This is a genomic window from Pseudoalteromonas sp. C2R02 (genome assembly GCF_018860845.1).
Classification (GTDB): domain Bacteria; phylum Pseudomonadota; class Gammaproteobacteria; order Enterobacterales; family Alteromonadaceae; genus Pseudoalteromonas.
In genome coordinates this window covers 111,056-132,778 of record NZ_JAHKQC010000052.1, presented here as the reverse complement: position 1 = coordinate 132,778, position 21,723 = coordinate 111,056, and the positions used below count along the sequence as shown (strand labels likewise).

Here is a 21,723-nt window from a genome sequence, read left to right as displayed (position 1 = left end):
ACAATAAATACTGGTTTAGAGTGCAATGTTATATACGAGGTGAAATTTTGAGTAAACTAGATAGATTAGACATTAAACAATTAAGAGTATTTCAAGCGCTGGTCAAAGAGCAAAATGCGTCCAAAGCAGCAAATCACTTAGGGCTTACACAGCAAGCTGTCAGTGAGCATTTAAAAAAGTTGCGTGATGTTTTTAATGACAGATTATTTTTAAGAAAAACCAATGGTTTTATACCGACTCCTTTTGCTGAAGATCTCTCTATTGAAATTGATAAATTATTAAATGATTTTCAAGCGCTTTTATCACCAAAAGTATTTAAGCCTAAAACAGTAAAGGGTACTTTTGTTATATGTGCCACCGATTATGCACAGCAGGTTGTTTTACCAGATCTGATTTCAAAATTAAGAAATCAATCTCCTAATTTAAAGATTATTGTTAGAGACTTTGAAATTGATACTCTTCATGAATTAATGGAAAGTGGTAAAGCACATTTGGCAATCGCCTTTCCTGACTATATTCCTGATAGCTACCCTTTAATTAAGCTCTTTGAAGAACATCATGTGTGTGTTGCGCCTCCCAATTCAAAATTATTAACTTCAAACCCTTCTCTCAAAGAAATAGCAAACTATCCCTCAATTATTGCATCACCCTCACGTCCTAACTTTAAAGGCTCTATAGATGATTGGTTTAAGCAATTTGGCTTAGAACGAAATATTGTTGTTTCAGCGCCATGTTTTTCGATTGTGCCTATGTACCTTGAAACTACCGACTCTATTGCATTTTTACCCTCTAGAGCGATCCAAGGGCTAAACTTAAGTGAAATTCCACTTGAACACGTTCCAGACCCATTTGATGTCATAGCTGCTTGGCACCCTCGTTACAATGAGGATGCACTGCAAAAATGGGTCATTTCTTTACTTCAAGTTGAATAGTGATCACTCTTTAGCAAACTCATGACTCAACTTATTTCTAAATTTACCAATTAAATATAACAAGGCTTAAAGTGGTTATTCTAAAGCATTATCACTTTTTGAAAGATAATCGGTTAAAAATTTTTGATGTCTTTTTTTATGCCAAGTTATCATATTATCCGCAAATTTTACTGCATCTCTTTGGTGTTTTACAGCATTTTCAAAATCACCTACTTTTTCATAGGCACTGGCTAAATTATGATGGCTGTAAGCATCTTCAGGATATAAAACAATCATTTGTTTAAAAACCTGTATTCCTGCTTGTTGTGAGGTTTTTAATAAATGAAACCCTAATGAATTTATTGAATTTTTGGGTGAAATTTCAAAGCCATATTTATGCTCTGACAAATATTGATAATGCTTAATGATGGCATTAACACCTTTTTTCGACACTTCTGATTCTGGCAATAAGCCATCATGAATATCATTAAAGAGTTTTTCTATTCCTGTAATAACTGAAAGCAAAGGCAATGACATAAAATAATTATTCTCAAAATGCTTATAGTGCCAATCTAACTGTATGGTTGAATAATTTTGTAATATTGAATTTAGCTTTTTATATGCCGGTATTTGATGCATTTCTTTAATATTAGTACCGTGGCTAAACAGTAAAAAGCGCGGTTTATCATCTAACTTAGCCAACTTTGTTGATGCAGTAGATAAAATGCCAGCATAATCGTCTTTTAACTCGGGGCTAATGGCAATGTAAGCATTAAACATATCTGGCTTGTTGATTAAAGCCGATAATACAATTGTACCGTTGTCTCTAAATCCACTCATTATTTTAAAGCCATTGGTTCTATATTTTTGATCTATTGTTGGCAGCAACTGTTTATCAAAAAAATCCAATAACGGTATGGTTTTACCTGTTATGTCAAATAACATTCCAGCGCGATTACCAACCACTGGCGTAACGATAATTGTTTGCAGCCAAGGCCATTGCCCATTATGACTCATCCAATCATGCATGCCGCTTAAATAGGTATTTGAATATGGGTGAAAATCAAACATTAAAACATAAGATTTATCACTGTTTTTTGCGTATCCCGCAGGTAATGTGACATTAAAAACTAAAGGTTGTGAAAATTCAGGGTGAACAATTTCTATCTGCTCTTGTGTGCTGCTAGCTTTAGCTGTGGCGCTTATTAACACTAATATCAGTAAAGTTATCTTAAACAATATATTCATAATTTTCCTATATTAAAATTTTTGTTTGTTTTACGAACAAGCTATCTTTTATGTTGCTAAAATAAATGAATAAAGCTGATAATTTGCTGATTTTTACCTGAATAGTTTATTTTTCATGACGTTAGATATAATATTAACGCGAATTATCAAATGGAAATTAACGGAATGCCACAGCAGTTTTGGATAAATGAATACTTTATTGACTGCTCTCGCAATCAAATATCACATAATAATATAGTTACAAATATACCGTCTAAAGCGATGGCAGTATTAAATATGCTTGTAGAAAATAGTGATCAAGTAGTGGGCCACGAATCCATTATGGCCAGTGTTTGGCAAGACAGTATTGTTGCACCAAACAGCTTGCAGCGCTGTATTACACAGTTACGAAAAGCGCTGGGCGATAACAGTAAGCAACAAACCATTATTAAAACACATTCAAAACTGGGTTATAGCTTAATTGCCGATGTTAAACCCCACCAAACGACAGCAAATAAAGTTAATAAAAGCCATATAAGTAGCGCCAAAAATACAAAGTACGCATTGAGTTTTATAAGTTTAGTTTTGTGTATATTTATTACCTTTTATTGGTTTGAAGACAATTCAACACTCAACTTTAATCAAGTTAAGCCTCTCACTTATAGTGATGAAAGAGAGTCTAATGGACAATATTCTCCAGATGGTAGATATATTGTTTTTCAACGAAATATCACCTCATGTGAAAGCCATATTTGGGCTAAAGATTTACAAACACATGAAGAATTTAAATTAACAAAAAAGTCGGGCATATATGGTACTCGCAGTTGGTCACAAGATGGCAATCAACTGGCATTTGTAGCACAAAGTCATTGCCAAACAATAAAAAGTGACCCACAACAATGTTGGCAATTAGTCACATTAGATTTCGCCAAGGCATTAAAATCGCCGCAAGATACCACAACAAGATTAGTGTGTAATAATCAGCAAGCAGCTTCAGCACGATGGTTACCTGAAGGTCAAATTGGTTTTTTACGTCAGCATGAAAATCAACTTCAAAAAATACAAGCTTATAACCCTAGAACTGAGCAGTTAACCGATTTATACACACCTCATAATACTTATATTTATAGCTATGATTATTCGTTTGCTAACCATGCATTTGCAGTAATAAGTACAACGAAAAATAAACAACATATAGTAGAAAAGCTTAATATGTCTGGCGAAGTATTATCTCGTGCCATATTAAAACCACCTGAGGGGCTCTCATTTAATGATAACTACTATATTCATTATCATCCTTTTGAAGACTACCTAATAACAGCAACCCATGAAGGATTATTTCAAATATTTTTTGATGGTTCTTTAAAAAGAATAAATGGCCTAAATCAGCATGGTATTTATAGCCCAAGCGTTCATCCCAATGGTAAAAAAATCCTAGTAACTCAAGCAATGGCGGATTCTGATATGGCATTAATAAAGCTTAATCAGTCTAATGTGAGTAAGTTAAAATTACATACAATCGCGCGTTCAAACTCCAGTGATATAAATGGCCAATTTCAGCCAAAAGGTAACAATATTGCCTTTATTTCTAAACGCTCAGGAAAACGACAATTATGGCTGTTTGATGGCAAAAATAGCAAACAAATAAGTCAGTTAAAATACGGTATACAATCTGTCAGTTTTGCATGGTCAAATGATGGTCAGCACTTAATAGGAATCAATAAAAACAAACTGATAAAATTTGACTTAAAAGGTGGCTCATCAATTGTGGATATTCAGCTGTCTATTCAAAAGATTTTACAATGGACTATAAAAAATCATTTATTAGTATTATCAAAGCAAGATAACCAATCAATTTTATATCAAGTAGATATGAGCACATTAAAAGTAACTAAACTGATTAATAAAGACATTGAATGGGCTAATTTAACTGACGACAATACCTTAATTTATGTTGATACGACTAAACGGTTTTGGGTGAAAAAAGATAAAACTGACGAGTTCCCAGGGTTATCAGCACATTTAGATAGTAATATATTTGCATTAGAAAATAATGAATTATTTGGCATCAATAAACATAGGGAGTTATGGTCCTACTCACTCAGTTCCAAGTCATTTAAAGTATTGCAGCAGCTCCCTGATACCGCGCGCTATGTAAGTGATGTCAATAACGCAGAGTTGCTTTTTACACAAATGATTAATTATCAAAAAGAACTTATTGAGCTTCACTAAAAACTGTGCTCACTCATTTGACCTAAAAGACCGAAAAAGTTAGGGTATTGAACGAGTTTCACTCAATTAATTGACTGCATTTGAATAAAGGATTAAATATGCTCAAAGTAAAAATTACTTTTTTAACGCTGCTAATTTTAATAATTTCACCTTTTACTCTAGCTGATCAGATATCGCAGTATAAAGAAGTTTTATTTTCTAAAATATTAAATGAAGAAAGAACTATCACTGTTCAAGTCCCTGAAAGTTATGGGACTAATAAAAACAAAAAGTACCCTGTTATCTATAGGCTTGATGGTAAAGAAAACTTACCTCTGATAACTGAAGTGATGCATAAACTACAAAAAGCAGACAGTGCACCAGAGATTATCATGGTTGCAATTGAAAATACTGATAGAGCAAGAGATTTTGCACCTACAGTAAATCGCGACCCAAGAGGTCCTGTAGGACAAGGCGGTGGCGCGGATAAATTTCTCGACTTTCTAGAGCAAGAATTAATCCCGTACATAAATAATAAGTATCAAACTCATGATTTTAAAGTTATCTCTGGCGCATCTGTAGCTGGACTATTTACGATTCATAGCCTTCAGTCTAGACCTCATCTATTCCAAGCGCATATGGCATACAGTCCGGCCGTCTGGTGGGGTGATCGCACCACAGCTAAAAAGACTAAAGCCTTTATGTCTCAAGCAAAACACTTAGATAATTATTTGTATATGAATATAGGTGAAGAAGCCGGTGAAATGCGTGCAGTATATGATGATTTACATTCTTATTTACAAAATAATCAGCCTGATAAATTTAAACTTGTTTCAAACGAATTTAATAACGTTCCTCATGGTTTAACCTCCGCCGCAGGTGTTTTTCACGCATACCAAAACCTGTTTTTACCTTTAAGAATGCCTAATAGAGAATTACAAGATGGAGTGAAGTCTATAAAGGACTATTACACTCGTTTATCACTACAACGCGGTGAAATAATCGCACCGCCAGAGTGGGTTATTAGAGAGTTAGGATATTAGAGAGTTAGGATATTATTTAGTGAATAATGAAGAAGAAACAAAAGCCCTTGAAATATTTAAATATAATCAGAAATTATATCCTGAATTAGCCAGCGCTTATAATGGTTTAGCTTATATTTATGAAAGACTAAATCGTTATGACGAAGCACTTAAAAAAGTAAATTTAGCTTTAAACCTAGCCAAAGAAGGTGACAGTGGTTACAAGGTATACATTAACAGAAGAGATAGATTAACTGTGCTTGTTAGTGACTCTATAAAATAGAAGTTATATTAACCTCCAGTCACACACTCCCTTTTATAATCAATGCTACTAGCAAGTGCTGAGTAGCATTTACTCTATACAAGTTCAATAAAAATAGGTTGCTACACTATGTTTTACAATTTGCCTTAAAAGTAAGTAGTAACCGCTCTAGGGTTAATTTGCCTTATAACAATATCTCGCCATTTATCGACTTTGCCAGATTTTACATCACCTAACTGGTATTTATTACTACACACATTGTAAGCCGTTGTTAAATCAAAAACACCGTAGGTACTTTGACCTCTATCGAAAGTCGTAAATATAGGTTTTTTCCCGTTACGATAATCTAATTCACCTGGTGTTGTATTTGAGCCTGCAGCCATACCTGCGCCCAATGATATTCCCCAATGTGTAACGGCTTGATCTCCTTGGGCATGAAAGTTAAATAAATAGCCCACTGGAATATTATCAATTTGATCAGGCGTAATTATTTGGCCCTGCCCTAATATTTGATTACAGTTATTAGCCGTTAAACTATATCCTGTTGTTGCCATCCATCGCAATGAAACAAACCCAGCCTTATATAACCAACACCTTACTGCATGAAAACATACTGGAGAGCTAGTGCCCATGCCTTTATCTGAACGCAATGATGTTTCATAAGGCGTATTGTCTGTCGTAAGCATTTCATTACCTCCTATACCAGCAAGTTCTTGAATTGTCGCTGTACTATCGGCCTCATAGCATCTAATCGCTTTTTTAACTAAATCTTCAGCTTTATTTAAATAAAAATCTTTTGTAGTTGTTAAGTTTACGCTACTTCTCACAAATTCAGACACATCTGTATTTTTCAAAAATACTTCTTGGCACATACATAAAGCACGAACAGCCCAATGTTGTTGCTTTGTACCTGCGTCTTTATAATTTCTGAATGCTAAAGATATTTTGCCACCTATTGATTTTTCCATTGCCGTGGTTGTAACTTTTAGCTGAATTTCTCTCGCTAGATTAGTGCTTATTTTAGTTCTTATGTATTCAAGCGCCCCATCGTATCTTTGTTTATTATTTCTGGACATATAAACCCCTAATCGATTGTTATAATTTAGACATACAGAAACTAATTGCTAACATCCATATGATCCTTAAAATTCACTTTAGCTTAAGTTAATTCTAATAGTAAGAACTTTGTACCTTTTTTTAATGAGTTAAAATTAGCAATCTCAGGTTAGATGATTTAATAGTTCCAAGCATCACGGATTTATTTATGCCTCAGGCTATGTTCTCGCATATCAAATCGATTTAAATATCTGAATTTAAATTTAAATATACCAGAAATGTTGAACAGTAAACTTTATAAAAAATATCACTAAAATATATTTTTTATAAAGTAAGTTCTATGCAACTTTTTTTCTTCACTTCTAAACATGCGTAAACTTTGCCAGCTGGCTATACTTAAATTGATTTATATTTTAAAGGGATTTCTAATAATTCAGCTGATTTAAAATGATGCAAACTAAGGTTAATTTGAAATATGACAATTAAATATAGTGAAGTAAAAAAAGTTTGTGATGCATTAGTCGCGGCAGGTGAGGATATCTCAGTAACAACTGTAATGGAAAAAACATCGGGTGAAAGAAAAGAAGTATTCAACCTATATAAGCAATGGAGAAAAGATTCATTACAAAGTGATTACAACCCAACCTTAGGAGCAGATCTAACTGTCAAACAAGATAAGTTGGGGAACGGCCCTTCATCTGCACCTATGGAAGACACAGAGGAATTTAAGTTAAATGATTCAATTATCCAAGCTATAAAATCAGAAGTATCAAATCAACTTTATGCATATAACTTACCCCATAAAGAAAATATAACGGCTAGTTTATCCGAGACTTCATTTACAGAGTCACAGACACAGGGATCTGAGCTGTTAAATAAAGATGAAAAAATAGCCTACCTTGAGAATCAAATAAAAAATCAACAAGCTGAATTTGAGCTGAAAACTTCAAACCTACTGCGTGCAAAGCAAGAAGAAATAGATAGGTTAACACATAAAAAAGAGATAGAAATCCAAGCTCTTATGGAGAATAACGATAAAGGGATTGCTGAGTTAACTAAAATAAAAAATAGTAAAATATCAAAGTTAACCGATAGCAATAAAGAACTGCTTCATAAATTAAATCTAAGTACAGAAAGTAACCCTTCAATCATGTTACAACACAAGGCCTCAGCTTTGGCTGAACTTGAAATAACTAAAAATAATGAAATTGCAGAAATAACTAAAAAGAAAGATGAAGAACTTATTCAACTAACTTTGGAAAAAGATAAACAAATTTCTGATTTAATTCAAAAGAATAAAGTAGATCTTGAAGAGTTAACTCAAAGTAAAGATAAAGAAATTCTAGAATTGCATAAAAGCCATCAAGCATCAATTGATACTTTAACTAGAGAAGTTTATGGAAAGACATCAACTTTAGAGCAAACAAATAAAGATGCATTAGAAGAATTAAACCAGACTAAAACTAATATAGAAGAAATATCACAGGAAAAAGATCAACAGATCTCTGACTTAATACAAACCAATGAAGCTGAATTGGCACAATTAACGCAAGAAAAAGATAAACAGATTTCTGATTTAACTCAAACGAACGAAGCTGAATTAGCGCAATTAACCCAAGAACAAGATAAACAAACTTCTGATTTAATACAAAAAAATGAAGCTGAACTAGAAAAATCAACGCAAGCTAAAGATAAACAGATTTCTGATTTAATACAGGCGAATAAAGCTGAATTAGCAAAATTAACACAGGAAAAAGATAAACAAATTTCTGATTTAATACAGGCGAATAAAAGTGAACTGACACAGCTAACTCACACGATAGATGAGCATAATTCAATCTTAAATGATAAAAATGAGACGATCAAAAACCTAGAAGCCGATTTGCATCAAGAACAAGAAAAAATAGCTTCTTTAGAGTTAGAAAACAAAAAGAGTCAAAAGGAAATCGACCACCAGATTCAAGTTATTGACTTAAATAAAGAAAAAACAATAGAATTAAATGGTAAAATTTTAGAACTGACAAAGCAAAACAACCAATTATTAGAGCAAGTAAACTTTATCAAAACAAGTACAACATCCACGGTGGAACGCTTAACATTATCTAATGAAGAAGCGGTGGAACAAATAAAATCTCTAAGAGCAGATCTATCTATCGAAGTAACAAATAGTAAACAAGCAAAAATAGAAAAAAATAAACTGATGGAACAGCTTTTATTTGTCAAAGACAGTTCTTCATCTACAGTCGAGCGTTTAACGCGTTCTGTAGAAAGCTCACAAGATAAAATTAAAGAACTTGAAAATAAACTAAGAGGCTATTAAGTATTCAGCAAAATGCGTTTGTAACTTTTAAAGTTCGAGTTAGCTAAGATAATTAATTACAATATAAAACAACTTCCCTATAGTTTTATTAATAGCCAAATAATAAAATTTACAATGTGACTATCCCCCAAAAATGCGGTTTTAAAAATGACAATTTCAAGTAGTAAATCTCAACTTATATCCCCAGAACATTTGCAAGAGCTCCAACGTGCAAAAGCACTACTTGAAAACCCAAGCCTCGCGGCCAAAATCACTGATTATGTTGGCACACCAATAGAGCTATTGATTGATAAATTACCAAGTAATTGGAATCAAAAGCTCGGCGGAGTGACTCACTTGGCATTAGATAAAGCTGCTGATGCGGCACTTTATACAATGAAAGATATTCCAGGAGAATCGTCTTCAAATATTTGGCATAAAGTAGGCGCTGCGACAAGTGGTGCTGTGGGTGGTTTTTTTGGTTTTGCAGCACTGTCTGTTGAACTGCCAATTTCAACTACGCTTATGCTACGCTCAATTGCAGATATTGCTCGAGAACAAGGTGAACATATATCAAACCATGGAACTAAACTCGCCTGCTTGCAAGTATTTGCTTTAGGCGGTAACAGTAAAGAAGACGATGGTGCAGAGTCAGGCTACTTTGCAATAAGAGGAATGCTTGCCCAAGCAACAGTTGAAGCTGCTGAGCACATAGCAAAACATGGCATGGCTAAAGAAGCAGCCCCAGTAATCGTTAAGTTTATGACTATTATTGCCGAACGATTTGGTATTCAAATTACACAAAAAGCTGCAGCTCAGGCTATACCTGCCATTGGTGCTATTGGCGGTGCCGCAATAAATACGCTTTTTATCGATCATTTCCAAGATATGGCAAAAGGTCACTTTATTGTGCGTAAATTAGAAAGAAAATACGGCGAAAATGCGATTCGACAACAATATAAGTTATTACCTAAGTAGTGTTTTTCAAGACAGTGTCTGCAATTAATTTATACAGCTATAACCTAATCTTCTTATAAAGCTTCACACTTGCAGAAAAATTAAAATAATTTCATTATGAATGTAATAAACCTTTCCCTCGTGCCACTAACTTAAGCATAACAATAAAATGGATTATCAAATTTAAATGGGAAGTGACTTTTACCAACTATCGATACTGCCTTTTGCGGGCATTATTATAAAAATTTGTCGTGCTTATACGAATAGCCAAGAAGATTTTGAAGATTATTATCAAGAGGTCTGTCTGCAAATATGGCGTAGTAAAGATAATTTTAATCAACAAAGTGAATGGTCTACTTGGATATACCGTATTTCACTTAATGTATGCCTCACTTATTTAAAACGTCGCAAAAGTGGCAGCAGAGAAATCATTTCAGATACATTACCAGAAGAAGCAATAGACGATAGTAAAGCATTTGTCAGTGATGAAATTAACGAACTATACAGTGCGATTAAACATTTATCGGAAACCGATAGAGCAGTAATTTTGCTTTACCTTGAAGAAAAGTCATATCAAGAAATAGCCGATATTATAGGAAGCAATAGCAATAATATTGGTGTTCGTATAACCCGAATAAAAGACAAACTAAATACTATTTTGAACAAAAAGGATTAATTCATGACAAAATCAATCGAAACAATATGGAAAAATGGCTTTGTTAATGAGCCAAGCCTAACAGCGCCAAAAATTAATAACCTATACGATCGCAAGTCTCAAAATATTGTAGATAAGTTAAGGAATATGTTCTCTCAAAATTTAAAAGCGATTGTTTTAGGCAGCATATTTGTTCTCATTATGATGAGCATTAACGGGTTACCATTTTTAGGAATATATCTTTTTTGTTTGATGCTGCCATTGATGTTTATTGCTAAAAGAGAGTTAAACAAATCGGTGAACTTATCTAAAGGGCAAAGCAGTTATGACTATATTATGAATTTTAATAACTGGTTAAACAGTTCTATGGCTGCATACGCACAATATTATAAGGTGTTTTATCCCTTGTTATTTATTGGCTTAGCGGTTCAAGGGATAGTGAGTAATGACGGGGCGAGACTGATTGCACAACTCCTTGAAGCGCTTCCAACCGGTATTATCATCTTAGGATTGCCTTATTATCTATTAATTGGTTTAGTTACTGTGACGCTCATTGTGGCAAGATTCGCTGAAGCTTTATATCGCTTAGATCTCAATATTGTTTATGGTCGTCAATTTAAAAAACTAGCAGAACTGATTGCAGATATGGAAGAATTGCGAAAGTAATCGATTAAACAAAAGACTGTTTTATCTATTCATAAAGAAAAGCTATTCCACAATATGGAATAGCTTTCTTTTAACAAGTTTTTAGTGACTGGCTACGCTAGTAAACTACAGCGATAAGTTATTTAAAATATCGTCGTCAGCATTGTTTTCTAGTATCACTTTAAGTTTTGTTACGGTGAAATCTATACCACTTGTTTATTTATTCATACTTAAAGCATGCCCGGCAACAAGTGCTACTTTATCAAGGGTAACGGATAAAACCCAACGAATAAATTTATATGACATTTCAGTAATTTCAACCCCACGTTTACCAGCAAATACCAACATATGACCTAGCAAACCCCGTTGTTGTTCGGCAAACTTACCTGGCATGTTCGCAACTTTAGTCAAATATAAAGCTATTTTATCGTAGAAGGTTAAACCGCTAGTGATCATATGTTGAATTTCATACAAGTAACCAGTATCTCTCAATAAGGTAATTAAGGCGGCTCCTAATCTATGAGCCCATTTTGAAGTAAAGCTTGCTTGGTGACGTTTTTCATAATCAAGTCTTACTTGCTCTTTATGCCAATGCGCATTTCGCTTATTTACCGCAGCAAAACTTTTAAAAGCACTTGCCGTATTAGTATAACCTGGAGCATTGCCTGCCATTTTATGGGCATTAGCACTTATTGTTGGGGCTGCATTAAGTGTATATTCCCCTTCTGTATGAACAAAAGGCCAAAATGGTAATAACGGCACTGGATCTGCTGTATGCAAACAACGAAAAACCCGATGTAAACCATTGCTCGTTTTATCAGCAAAGCTAGCATACCCCACTCTTGGTGCGCCAAAAGTATATAAACTAATCGGTCGTCCATTTTGCTTATTATGCAACCAATTAGCAGTTAAATTAGCCAATGCTCCACCTAAGCTGTGGCCAACGCAATGCACAGGCCCTGTATTGTTTTGCGTAAAATAGCTATTTAATACAGGTCTAATCGAATTAAATGTTTTATTAAATCCTGCATGAGCAGGCAAATTATTTGCACTGGTGCTTAAACCACAATGCATATCGGTAACAGCATCCCGCTTATTGGCTGTGCCTCGCAGTGCGATTACAGTATGACCACTATAATTACCAGTTTTTTTTACCTGTGCCAATCAGTGCAAAACCGGTTTTATGTTTAAAAATATGCTCCATAAATGAACCACTCGTGCCTTGAACCACATTGTCAGAGAGATTGAAGTCAAAATCTTTTGATAATTCTTTTAATGTTTCAGCCTCATACACTCCACCTACTTTGTCTTTTATTTCATACGCTGCCTCTGCAAGCTTTACCGCTATTTTAGGTGTCAAATCACGCATATTATATATCCTTATATTGTTTCATCTTCAATGATGTGATGTATTTCAAAATCGCTATCCCAACGGCAAATACTGCAAGCACCGTGCATATCATTAGATTCATAATCTTTAGTAAAATTAAAATATACCTCGGGATCAGTTAGCTCCGCATTCAACTGAGATAATTTTTTGTCATAAGCGTTAATAGGCTCAACCCCCCATAATGTAGTAGACCATAGGGTAAAAAGTTCATCTTGTTTTTTGAAATATATTTTTTGTTTAGTAAGTAACTCTCTAAATAGTGATGCAGGAGAACGCGAGCGAATATTAACTGCAGGTAATGAAAAATCACCGTTTTGATCTGTAATTGTACTATCTTTACGCTCTTTACTATCAAAATCTACCAAAATTCTCTCAATTTTAAGAGCAGCCACAGGTTTACCGTTATCCAGTATTCGCCCAGATACTGCAGAGCATAAATGAGCATCATATTTTTTAAAAAAACCAAACACATAAACCTCCTTATAGTTAATATTGTAATTCCTATTACAATTAGTTTAGATAATTATTTATTTAATAAAATATTAGAAATTCAAGAATATAATTTGTGGCAGCATGTTTAAGCATAAGCGACTAATGAAGTGCTTAGCTGACATAAAATGACGACACAAATTACCAAACTTGGAATACCACAAAGGTAAGTGTCATTTTGAATTTCAGACATCGATAATACACTCATCTAAATTATTTTTCATTCCCTATCATAGGTAAAAATGCAGATTAGATGAACTGATAGTAGGTGTCGGTATTTAAGTGCTTAAACATTTATTTAAAGAATGGGTTTGTTGATGTATGAAAATAGAAAAGCTATTCCATAATATGAAATAGCTTTTATATAGTTTTGTAACTAGTTACTTTAGTAAACTACAGCGATAAATTATTTATAATATCGTCGTCAACATTGTTTGATAAAGTTACTTTAAGCTTAGGCGTTCTCGCCATTTCACGTTTTATCGCAAAATTAGCTTCTTCATTACGTGCCCAGCTACGACGTGCAATACCGTTATTTACATCAAACAATAACATAGATTTAAGTCTACGCTCTGAGTCCGCTGAACCGTCAAGTAACATACCAAAACCACCGTTTGTTACTTCACCCCAGCCTACACCGCCGCCATTATGGATAGAAACCCAAGTAGCGCCACGGAAGCTATCACCAATAACATTATGAATCGCCATATCTGCTGTAAAGCGGCTACCATCATAAATATTTGATGTTTCACGGAATGGTGAATCTGTACCACTTACATCATGATGATCACGACCAAGTACTACAGGACCAATTTCGCCGCTATTGATTGCATCGTTAAATGCTTTTGCGATTTCCATTCTGCCTTGTGCATCTGCATAAAGAATACGTGCTTGTGAGCCAACAACTAATTTGTTTTGCTTAGCGTCTTCAATCCAAGTGATGTTATCTTGCATTTGTTGTTGAATTTCTTCAGGTGATTCTTCCATGATCTTTTTAAGAACACGCGCAGCAATCGCATCAGTTTTATCTAAGTCTTCAGATTTTCCAGAAGCACATACCCAACGGAATGGTCCAAAACCATAATCAAAACACATTGGACCTAAAATATCCTGAACATAAGAAGGATATTTAAAGTCGATACCATTTTCAGCCATCACATCGCCACCGGCACGTGAAGCTTCAAGTAAAAATGCATTACCGTAATCGAAGAAATAAGTACCTTTAGCGGTGTGTTTATTCACTGCATCAGCATGTCGTTTAAGTGTTTCTTGTACTTTAACTTTAAATACTTCAGGCTCTTCACGAATTAAACGGTTTGATTCTTCATAGCTAATGTCTACTGGGTAATAACCGCCTGACCAAGGATTATGAAGTGATGTTTGATCTGAACCTAAGTGAATGAAAATCTCTTTTTCATAGAAACTTTCCCATACATCAACGATGTTGCCGATGTAGGCAATTGAAACAACTTCTTCATTTGCTTGTGCTTCTTTAACACGGGCGATTAATTCATCCATGTTATCAATTAATTCGTCAACCCAACCTTGCTGATGACGCTTAGTTGCAGCATGCGCATTTACCTCAGCACATACTGTAATACAGTTAGCTATGTTACCCGCTTTAGGCTGAGCGCCACTCATGCCGCCAAGTCCAGCCGTTAGGAATATTTTACCTTTAGAGCTTTCGCCTTTATTTAATACTTTACGGAACGCGTTCATCACAGTAATTGTAGTACCGTGAACAATGCCTTGTGGACCAATGTACATAAATGAACCCGCAGTCATTTGACCGTACTGGGTAACACCTAGTGCATTAAACTTTTCCCAATCATCAGGCTTAGAGTAATTAGGGATCATCATACCGTTAGTTACAACAACACGAGGTGCGTCTTTAGAAGATGGGAATAAACCCATAGGATGACCAGAGTAAATATGTAAAGTTTGATCACTTTGCATTTCACTTAAGTATTTCATTGCTAATAAGTACTGTGCCCAGTTTTGGAATACAGCACCATTACCACCATAAGTAATTAGCTCTTCAGGATGTTGCGCAACCGCTGGATCTAGGTTGTTATCAACCATAAGCATGATTGCAGCTGCTTGCTCGCATTTAGCCGGATAGTCAGAAACTGAACGCGCTTTTAAGTCATAGCTAGGCTTAAAACGGTACATGTAAATACGACCGAAATCTTTTAGCTCTTGAGCAAACTCAGTTGCTAGCTCTTGATGCCACTCTTTTGGGAAGTAACGTAATGCATTCCTAACTGCTAGTTGTTTTTCATCAGCAGATAAAATATCTTTACGTTTAGGCGCGCGATTAGCATCTGCAGGGTATGCCTTAGCTTGCGGTAATACGCTTGGGATCCCTTGTTTTATTTCTTCTTGAAAATTCATTCTTTATACTCCCCCAGGTTATTGATCAAAGCTAACTGTAAATGCTTGTGACTTAACTAATGTGATCATCGCATCGATATCAGGCTTTAATAATCTATCTTCTTCAAGCTTAGCTACTTTAGCGCGGATAACTTGTAAGTTTTTCTCAATAATATCTGAACACTTATTAGGGCGTCTAAATTCAACAGCTTGTGCTGCATACATTAATTCGATTGCAAATATTTTTTCTAAGTTGCCTAAAATCTGGTTTAATTTACGACCAGAAATACTACCCATCGATACATGATCTTCTTGACCCATAGATGTTGGTACACTATCAGCTGATGGTGGGAAACACAGTGATTTATTCTCTGTTACAAGTGCCGCAGTTGCATATTGTGGGATCATCATGCCTGAGTTTAGGCCACCCGCAGTTGTTAATAATCTTGGTAAGCCGTGTAAACCTTCTAATAATAGGTAACAGCGTCTGTCTGAAATATTACCTAATTCCGCAGCTGCGATTGATGCATAATCAAGTACCATAGCTAGCGGTTGACCATGGAAACTACCACCTGAAATCGCTTCTTCACTGCTAATAACAATTGGATTATCAGTTACAGAGTTCATTTCAATCTCAACTAACTCTTCTAAATGATAATACGCATTACGTGATGCACCATGTACTTGTGGAATACATCTTAATGAATATGGGTCTTGAACACGGTCACATTCTTCATGATCAGCCATATTTTGTGAGTCTTTAAAGAAAGTTCTCATACGTGCAGCAACTTCAAGGTTACCTTTAAATGCACGTGTTTGATGCAATTCATCTCTAAATGGTTGCTCACTACCTTGCATACCTTCAATGCTCATTGCACCTGTCATATCAGCAAGATCTAATAAGTAACGCATTTTAGTTAAAGCAGTGATGCCATGAGATAAAATAAATTGCGTACCATTAATTAATGCTAAACCTTCTTTAGCATGAAGTTCCATTGGCTCTAAATTATTTTCTTTAAGTACTTGAGCTGCTGGTACTATTTTATCGTCTTGCCAGAATTCACCTTCACCTAGTAATGGTAAAAATAAATGAGATAACGGTGCTAAATCACCTGATGCGCCAACTGAACCTTGCTCAGGTACCACTGGGATAAGGTCAAGTTTGATAAACGCCAACATTCTTTCTACAGTTTCTAAACGAATACCTGAGAAGCCTTGGCTTAACGCGTGCACTTTAGTAATTAGCATCAATTTTGAAATTGATTTAGCGATTGGCTCACCCACACCTACAGCATGAGTAATAAGTAAATTCTTTTGTAATAAATTAGTATCTTCAGGCGAGATTTGCGTATCACATAATGGGCCAAAACCAGTATTAATACCGTATACAGCTTCATCAGAAGCGGCCATTTTTTCAACTCTTTGGCGGCTTATATTGATTTTATCTAACGCTTCTTGACTTAACTCAGCTTGGATACTGCCATCAGCAATACCATTTACAATATCAAGATTAAGGCGATCAACACCATATTTAAAAGTCATCTTATACTCCTAAGTACTATTTATTTTTCTATGCACAAAGTGCTTTCAATTGATACATTTTAGCTTGCTCATGATGTTTTACAAATGCATAATAATCGTAATTCATTCCGGTTTTATCGAACTAATAAAAAGAGAAGTAAAAAGTGCAAGTTCATGACGTAGATTTACGCTTACTTAGAATATTTGTTGCTATCGTTGAGTGTGGCGGCTTATCCGCTGCTGAGTCCCGTTTAAATATAGGACGTTCAACAATCAGCTCTCATTTATCTGATTTAGAAGTACGATTAGGTATTAAATTGTGTAAACGTGGCAGAAGTGGGTTTGAGCTTACAGAACCTGGCAGAGTTACCTATCAAGCCTCTTTAGAATTACTACAGCAATGTGAAGCTTTTACTACCACAGTAGCCAGCTCTAAAAATGAGCTCTCAGGCCGTGTAACTATCGCCACTATTGATACTATGGTCAGCGATCCGCGTTGTGGTGTTGGACGTACAATCGCTGCCTTAAAAGCAAAAAGCGATAAAATTCAATTTGATATAAACGTATGTGAAGCGCGAGAAGTTGAAACATCGGTTGTTAATGGCCGTTCTTTAGTCGGTATTGGCGTCAGTAGGCACCATCTTCGTGGATTAGATTATTTCCCACTTAGAAATGAAAATAACTATTTATATTGTGGTGTCGATCATCCATTATTTGATTGCAAACCTTCTGAAGTTAATAAGCTATTAAAAAAAGCAGAAGTGATCAGTAGTAACTATATGCGAGATAAAGAAACCAGAAATGACGGTCTAAACTATCAAAATAGTGCCACTGCTTATCATGATGAAGGCATTGCACATTTAATATTATCAGGTGAATTTATTGGTTATTTACCCGATCACTATGCCAACTTTTGGGTTGATAAAGGTTTGTTTAAGACAATTTTGCCAGAAAAGTATTCTTATCAAATTCCAGTGGTTTTAATTTCATCAAAAAATAATACAGCATCACCACTTGCCAATGCATTAATTGAAGAAATTAAACGCTGTCATTCAATTGAGTCATGATTCAATCACATAAGAATTAGCAGTGAGTTAAAATAAAAAATCCTCAAACAAGCCATGTTTGAGGATTTTTATTTAAGAGTTAAATCTATTATTAGTTATTTTTCAGCTGTTTTATATTTTTCAAACCAAGCCAAAATATTACCAACCTTTTGAATTAAATTACTTGGTCTTGCGGCAATACCATGCGCAGCTTTAGGAATACGTACCATAGCGGCATCGACATTTTGTAACTTAAGCGCTTGATAATATTGCTCTGTTTCACTCATAGGTGTGCGGTAATCCACTTCACCTGTTAATAACATAGTAGGAGTTTTAACATTACCTACTAAAGATAATGGCGAGTGATTCCATAAATGGTCAGCGTGATCCCAAGGCATGCCTGGCATCCAGTATTTTGTGAAATAAGAATAACCATCAGCAGTTAAACTAAAGCTCATCCAATTAATAACAGGTTTTGCTACAACAGCAGCTTTAAAGCGATTCGTTTTACCCACGATCCAAGCTGTTAAAGTACCACCACCAGAACCACCCGTTACAAATAATTGTTTTTCATCAACATAACCTTTACCAATCACACCATCAACCACATCCATCAAATCATTATAATCTTCTGAAGGATAATTATGGTGAATTGTATTAGCAAACTCAGCACCATATGAAGTGCTGCCTCTTGGATTAGCCCAAACAACAACATAGCCTTTTGCGGCCATTAGTTGTATTTCGGTACTATAATTTGGTCCATACGCAGCATGCGGACCGCCGTGTATTTCTAGGATCATTGGGTATTTTTTAGTTGCATCAAAACCAGGCGGTAGTGCAATCCAAGCTTCGATATCACGATTATCTACACTCGACTTTACAGTTAAAGCTTCAACTTTTGCTAAGGTTTTGTGGCCAAATACATCTTCATTTAATTGCGTTAATTGGGTGATCTTACCCTTTTTATTAATCACAGCTAAATCTGCAGGTCTTTGATTATCTGCGATTGTAAAAACTAATGAACGATTATCTGCAACGGTAAAATCGCCAGATGTATAAGGGCGACCTAATGATTGACCACCAGTTGCCACTACTTTTCTTTTTAATTTACCTTTTAAGTCAACGTAGCCAACATAGCTTTGACCATGATCATCATAAGAAAAATATAAACCTTTGCCATTTTGGGCCCAATGCACATTACTCACACTACGATCTAAATCTGGCGTCAGGTTTTTAGCATTTTTGCCATTAGTATCCATAACGTATAGTTGTGTATTTTGGCTAGATAGCTTTTTATCTTCAAAACTCAAATAAGCAATTTTTTTACCATTAGGACTTATTAATGGGCGATTATCAGGGCCATCACGTTTCACTAACGTTGTGATATTTCCTGTATTAACATTTACTTGATAAATATCAGATTCAATTGGTCTATCTTGCCAATCGTCATGACGGTCACCATCAATAATGATATTTTTACTATCTATTGACCAATTAATCACACCACCATGATGATAATCACCAGATGTGACTTGTCTTGCAGTACCACCAAGCGCTGGCACAACATAAATATGCCTAAAACCAGGTTTATTAAAACCAGCACCGTCTCTGCGATAATTCATTTGATCTATATATTTTGCTGTACCCGCCCAATTTGCGCCTTTTGGTTTTTTAGGCATTTCTTTAAAAAGACTTGTTGATTTACCAGGCTTAAACATTGAAAAAGCGATCGTTTTTCCATCTGGAGACCATGAAATATCACTCGGAGCGCTTTGTAAATTAGTCACTCGTGAAGTTTTACCTGATTCAAGCCATAAAATGTAAAGCTGATTATCGCCTTCATAAGATGACAAATATGCTAACTGTTTACCATCAGGTGAAAACCTTGGCATACGATAACTCGCTTTACCCGAAAATACAGGCTCATGTTGCGTACCATCAATATTAACCTGCCACAAATTAACTCTGCTACTATCGGTCATGATATCCATAGCGCGACGTTCATAAATCACATAATCACCATTTGGGCTAACCTGTGGTGATGCAGCGTATTCTATGTTGAAAATATCATCATAATTCACCAATTTATTATTGGCTTGCTCAGCTGACACTGACTGAAATGGCAATAATAAAGAAATAGCCAAAGTAGATAAAACAGAGACATGTTTAAACATGTGTAAATTGCTCCTTATGAAAAAGACGACTCCCTAGAAGTAAATATTTCCTTGTAAAATAATCACTTCTAATTCGGATCTCTATAATCTAATCCATAGCAACAATTTAGTAAAATAATAGCGTTAACTTTTAATGGTTCATTTTAACAGGTTAAATTGAATAAGCCTTAACTTGAGTTATCAAATTCGATTAACAAGGCTTAACCAAGCCAGGCATTCGCAAATGCGCTCATCACTCGGTTGGCAAGATTTAATTCAGTGGTTTTCTTCCGAAAAGTGCCAACAGCAGACATACAGAAGAGTCTTTCAACGCTCATTAAAATTTAGAAAGTGCTATACCGAAAGATTCACCATAGCACTCATGCAATAGTGAAGCTCTAAATCAGATCAAAACCGCTGGAACATTTGCGTTTGAACTGAACTCGCACCTAATCGAGTAATACGGTATGGCTGCCCTTTATTTGAGCTAATAAGCCTTTTTCTTTTTAAGCTCTTAAAGCATCAACGGTAAAGTTAGACAGCACCATACCATCCTGTGTGTAACAAGTAACCTCATGAACCTTGCCGCTTTCTCGACGGTACTGTATCTCGCCCCCTAGTGCGAGAACGTGTAAAACTCGTTGTTCATTTCTAGATATATTCATTTGAGTCGCCTCAATTTTTACAATTGCCAATAAATACCTACCATCAGCATGTGATGGGGCTTATAGTGTTCTTTAGCCTCAAAAGACTACGAACGAGCAATTACCCGATTCTCTAGCAAAAAGCCTCCTACTAAATTAAATGTGTTTATAAAGTATGCTCGTACTTGATTTTAAATTTCGCTTGCCAATCTCGTAGATTTTTAATAACACACAACTGACCGACCGGTCAGTCAATTAGTGGTTAGGTGAATATTTTGGACAAAAAACAACAAATCATGGACGTAGCGATAGAGTTATTTGCAAAGCGAGGGTATGAAAATACGCCTATTTCAGCTATTTGTAAGCACTCGAATGTTTCAAAAGGGCTGGCTTTCCACCACTTTGAAAATAAAGAAGGTCTACTCAGGGAGGTTTTCCTCCGTATGGCTCAAATTATCGAAGAAGTTGGCGACAACGTAGATTTAGTAAACGAAGAATTGAGTACAAAAGAAAGGTTCGTTAGTCACTTAGAAAAAATATTTCTCTCAATGACCTGTGCTGAACACAAGCTATATTATCAATTTGATTTTCAAGTTTTGTGTCAACCTGCTTTACGAACACTATTGAAAGACCTGTTTGATGAAAGGTATCAACTTATGTTGGAATCATTTCAATCGATATTAAATGATATTCCATCTGCGGATAGTCTTGTTGACAGCCATATGTTAATTGCTGAGTTAGACGGAATCGCACTCAATTACTTATTTGCTGAAGATGAATACCCTTTGACAAAAATTAAACAACGCTTCATCAAAAAGCACTTATTGCTATTGGGGTTATAGTTACTGACCAGCAATAGGCT

At 35.2% G+C, this 21,723-nt stretch carries 18 protein-coding genes and 1 pseudogene; 10 read left to right on the top strand and 9 right to left on the bottom strand.

All coding sequences use genetic code 11. From position 1 onward, the window contains the following. Positions 1-47: 47 nt before the first annotated feature. Complete coding sequence (locus KO527_RS24605) at positions 48-932, top strand: LysR family transcriptional regulator (RefSeq protein ID WP_216042885.1); 885 nt, start codon at positions 48-50, stop codon at positions 930-932. Between the two features lie 75 nt (positions 933-1,007). On the opposite strand, the gene KO527_RS24600 is transcribed toward KO527_RS24605, so the two are convergent. Next, positions 1,008-2,159: an esterase gene (locus KO527_RS24600; protein ID WP_216042884.1), complete on the bottom strand. Its 1,152-nt coding sequence runs from the start codon at positions 2,157-2,159 to the stop codon at positions 1,008-1,010. A 150-nt stretch (positions 2,160-2,309) separates the two neighbouring features. Here KO527_RS24600 and KO527_RS24595 point away from each other — a divergent pair, with 150 nt between their 5' ends. The 3 genes from KO527_RS24595 (at position 2,310) to KO527_RS24585 (ending at position 5,654) form a co-directional block, all read left to right on the top strand. Continuing rightward, the gene (locus tag KO527_RS24595; protein WP_216042883.1) at positions 2,310-4,370 is read left to right on the top strand and encodes a winged helix-turn-helix domain-containing protein; all 2,061 of its coding nucleotides are present in this window, start codon (positions 2,310-2,312) and stop codon (positions 4,368-4,370) included. 98 nt (positions 4,371-4,468) lie between these two features. Then, positions 4,469-5,392 carry an alpha/beta hydrolase-fold protein gene (locus tag KO527_RS24590; RefSeq protein ID WP_216042882.1) on the top strand — a complete coding sequence of 308 codons (924 nt, stop codon included), beginning with the start codon at positions 4,469-4,471 and terminating at the stop codon, positions 5,390-5,392. Between the two features lie 19 nt (positions 5,393-5,411). Continuing rightward, entirely contained in the window at positions 5,412-5,654 is a 243-nt protein-coding gene (locus KO527_RS24585; protein WP_216042881.1) for a tetratricopeptide repeat protein, read from the top strand. Between the two features lie 125 nt (positions 5,655-5,779). On the opposite strand, the gene KO527_RS24580 is transcribed toward KO527_RS24585, so the two are convergent. Then, a complete protein-coding gene (locus tag KO527_RS24580) occupies positions 5,780-6,709 on the bottom strand; it encodes a hypothetical protein (RefSeq protein WP_216042880.1) in 930 nt (309 codons plus the stop codon). A 455-nt stretch (positions 6,710-7,164) separates the two neighbouring features. Between KO527_RS24580 and KO527_RS24575 the strand changes: the two genes are divergently transcribed. From KO527_RS24575 to KO527_RS24560, 4 genes are all read left to right on the top strand, one after another. Continuing rightward, positions 7,165-9,009: a hypothetical protein gene (locus tag KO527_RS24575; protein WP_216042879.1), complete on the top strand. Its 1,845-nt coding sequence runs from the start codon at positions 7,165-7,167 to the stop codon at positions 9,007-9,009. 147 nt (positions 9,010-9,156) lie between these two features. After that, positions 9,157-9,966 (top strand): EcsC family protein, encoded by an 810-nt coding sequence (locus tag KO527_RS24570; protein WP_216042878.1) that lies wholly within the window; start codon positions 9,157-9,159, stop codon positions 9,964-9,966. A 166-nt stretch (positions 9,967-10,132) separates the two neighbouring features. Further along, positions 10,133-10,621, top strand: coding sequence for an RNA polymerase sigma factor (locus KO527_RS24565; RefSeq protein ID WP_216042877.1), 489 nt, complete (start codon positions 10,133-10,135; stop codon positions 10,619-10,621). A gap of 3 nt (positions 10,622-10,624) precedes the next feature. Beyond that, positions 10,625-11,266 (top strand): hypothetical protein, encoded by a 642-nt coding sequence (locus KO527_RS24560; protein ID WP_216042876.1) that lies wholly within the window; start codon positions 10,625-10,627, stop codon positions 11,264-11,266. Positions 11,267-11,461: 195 nt separating this feature from the next. Here KO527_RS24560 and KO527_RS24555 read toward each other — a convergent pair whose 3' ends face one another. From KO527_RS24555 to hutH, 5 genes are all read right to left on the bottom strand, one after another. Beyond that, complete coding sequence (locus KO527_RS24555) at positions 11,462-12,409, bottom strand: lipase family protein (RefSeq protein ID WP_216042875.1); 948 nt, start codon at positions 12,407-12,409, stop codon at positions 11,462-11,464. Further along, on the bottom strand, positions 12,384-12,614 hold the full coding sequence (locus KO527_RS24550) for a hypothetical protein (RefSeq protein ID WP_216042874.1): 231 nt from the start codon (positions 12,612-12,614) through the stop codon (positions 12,384-12,386). Before KO527_RS24550 ends, KO527_RS24555 begins: the two co-directional genes overlap by 26 nt. An 11-nt stretch (positions 12,615-12,625) precedes the next feature. Then, positions 12,626-13,105 carry a carboxypeptidase-like regulatory domain-containing protein gene (locus KO527_RS24545; RefSeq protein ID WP_216042873.1) on the bottom strand — a complete coding sequence of 160 codons (480 nt, stop codon included), beginning with the start codon at positions 13,103-13,105 and terminating at the stop codon, positions 12,626-12,628. A gap of 412 nt (positions 13,106-13,517) precedes the next feature. Continuing rightward, a complete protein-coding gene (locus tag KO527_RS24540; protein ID WP_216042872.1) occupies positions 13,518-15,518 on the bottom strand; it encodes a urocanate hydratase in 2,001 nt (666 codons plus the stop codon). Positions 15,519-15,536: 18 nt separating this feature from the next. After that, positions 15,537-17,039 (bottom strand): histidine ammonia-lyase, encoded by a 1,503-nt coding sequence (gene hutH / locus KO527_RS24535; protein WP_216042871.1) that lies wholly within the window; start codon positions 17,037-17,039, stop codon positions 15,537-15,539. 143 nt (positions 17,040-17,182) lie between these two features. Here hutH and KO527_RS24530 point away from each other — a divergent pair, with 143 nt between their 5' ends. After that, a complete protein-coding gene (locus KO527_RS24530) occupies positions 17,183-18,085 on the top strand; it encodes a LysR family transcriptional regulator (protein ID WP_216042870.1) in 903 nt (300 codons plus the stop codon). Between the two features lie 95 nt (positions 18,086-18,180). Here the strand turns inward: KO527_RS24530 and KO527_RS24525 are convergent, their stop codons facing one another. Then, entirely contained in the window at positions 18,181-20,238 is a 2,058-nt protein-coding gene (locus tag KO527_RS24525) for a S9 family peptidase (protein ID WP_216042869.1), read from the bottom strand. 387 nt (positions 20,239-20,625) lie between these two features. Continuing rightward, positions 20,626-20,882: pseudogene (locus KO527_RS24520) on the bottom strand (YjhX family toxin). Between the two features lie 254 nt (positions 20,883-21,136). On the opposite strand from KO527_RS24520, the gene KO527_RS24515 reads away from it, so the two are divergent. Beyond that, on the top strand, positions 21,137-21,703 hold the full coding sequence (locus KO527_RS24515) for a TetR/AcrR family transcriptional regulator (RefSeq protein ID WP_216042868.1): 567 nt from the start codon (positions 21,137-21,139) through the stop codon (positions 21,701-21,703). The last annotated feature ends 20 nt before the right edge of the window (positions 21,704-21,723 follow it).